General features: G+C 44.6%; 1 protein-coding gene. It reads left to right on the top strand.

The window, feature by feature from the left end:
- The first annotated feature begins 143 nt into the window (after positions 1 to 143).
- On the top strand, positions 144 to 1940 hold the full coding sequence (locus tag CAG68_RS10830) for a M3 family oligoendopeptidase (RefSeq protein ID WP_054729866.1): 1797 nt from the start codon (positions 144 to 146) through the stop codon (positions 1938 to 1940).
- The last annotated feature ends 110 nt before the right edge of the window (positions 1941 to 2050 follow it).

Here is a 2050-nt window from a genome sequence, read left to right on the forward strand (position 1 = left end):
CTTTTAACTCGTTAATTTATAAATATTAAAATGCCCAGAACGATATTGCTTACGGGCATAGTCACGGAAGATGTCGGTGGAAGCCCATCTGCTAGGTGCAGGAAGCGAAAATTGACTCAGTTACATAAAAAGGAAATATAGAAATGACAACGCCGAGTTGGGATTTGTCCATCGTTTATAACGACCTTTCTGACCCACGAATTCAAGACGATATTGCTCTTGTGGAACAATGTATTGATCTTTTGAATAAACAATCAGCAGATTGTGGCAACGTAGAGATCATGCAAAATGCGATTTTGACCAATGAAGCCGCGAGTCGTTTAGCGGGTACAGTTGCAAATTTTGCGAGTTGTTATGCTTCTGTTGATGCAACAAACGCCGAAGCGAAATCGTTACTTGGTAAAATGACCCGCATCTTTTCGGAGCTTTCCCAAGCGTTCAGTCCCTTTGATTTGACACTAACGCATGCCGACGAAGAGTTTATCTTGCGCGTGTTAGACCATGAGAATCCTGATATCAGTGGGCAAGCTTTTTCTATCTTGAATTCTAGAAAGTTGGCGGATACTCGTCTTAGCAACGCAGAAGAACAGTTACTGGCTGCGATGAGTGTGGATGGCAAATCGGCTTGGGGTAACCTATACGATAACCTGACTGGCTCATTGAAAGTGAAGCTTGAGTACACAGATGGTAATAGTGAAGAGCTTGGGTTTTCTCAAGCGGCAAGCATTCTTTATGGTTCTGAATTCGAGCGTCAAGAAGCCGCGTGGCGAGGCGTACAAGATGCAATGCAAACGCACCAAGAATCATTCGCTGCGATTTTGAATGCGTTAGCAGGATGGCGCTTAACTGAAAACAAAAAGCGTTCTACGAAGCGTGAAGTTCACTTCCTAGAGCCGAGTTTGCATGGTAGCCGAATCCAAGCTGAAACTTTAAATGCGATGATGACCGTAGCCAAAGACAGTCGAGCTATTGGTCAGAAAGCGGGTTTATTGATGGCGCAAGTACATGGTCTGGATGAGATGAAACCTTGGAATCATCTGGCGGCTATGCCTGCTTTGAGCGGTGAAGCGAAGGTTTACGACTTTGATGAAGCGATTGATGTTATTTGTGAAGCATTTGAAACAGTAAACCCTGAGATGTCGGAGTTTGTCCGTTTGATGGTACAAAATGGTTGGATTGATGCCGCGCCAAATGCTAACAAGCGTCTTGGCGCATACTGCACCAAACTGCCAGCAACGCGAACACCACTTGTGTTTATGACTTGGAGTGGCAGTCGGTCAGACCTTATGACTCTGGCACATGAACTTGGCCATGCGTTCCATAACTGGGTTATTCGTGATTTGCCACTTTGCCAAACTTACTACCCAATGACGTTAGCAGAAACCGCCTCTATCTTTGCAGAAAACATCGTTCGTGATCATTTGATTTCGAAAGCGGAGAGCGTTGATGAAAAGCTCGAGATGTTGTGGGAAGAGTTGTCATCTGCGCTAGCTTTAATGATCAACATTCCGGTTCGCTACGAGTTTGAAAAATCGTTCTATGAACGCCGCCAGGATGGAGAGTTAACCGCAGATGAATTCTGTGAGTTGATGTCAGAAACTTGGAAAGAATGGTATGGCGACGTAATGAGCGAACCGGATCCGTACTTCTGGGCAAGCAAGCTGCACTTTTCTATTGATAGCGTGAGCTTTTATAACTACCCATACCTATTTGGTTTCTTGTTTAGCAAGGGTATCTATGCACAGCGAGAAAACAAAGGCGAAGCGTTTTACACCGATTACATCAATTTGCTGCGCGATACAGGCTGCATGATGGCGGAAGATGTCGTCGAAAAGCACCTGTCGATGGATTTAACCCAGCCAACGTTTTGGCAGCAGAGTGTTGAGCTAGTGCGTGAAAAAGTCGATGAGTTTGAGCGTTTGCTCGCACAGCGCGGCTAAGTTTTTCGCAGTGTTGATGCATAATCTGCTTTATAGCTACAAAAATTTGATCAAATCATAATGATCTTAATCAGGGCTGTGGTAAAGTTCACAGCCCTAACACTTTGTAA

This window comes from Vibrio sp. V42_P2S4T144, from assembly GCF_009904715.1.
GTDB classification, from domain to species: domain Bacteria; phylum Pseudomonadota; class Gammaproteobacteria; order Enterobacterales; family Vibrionaceae; genus Vibrio; species Vibrio alginolyticus.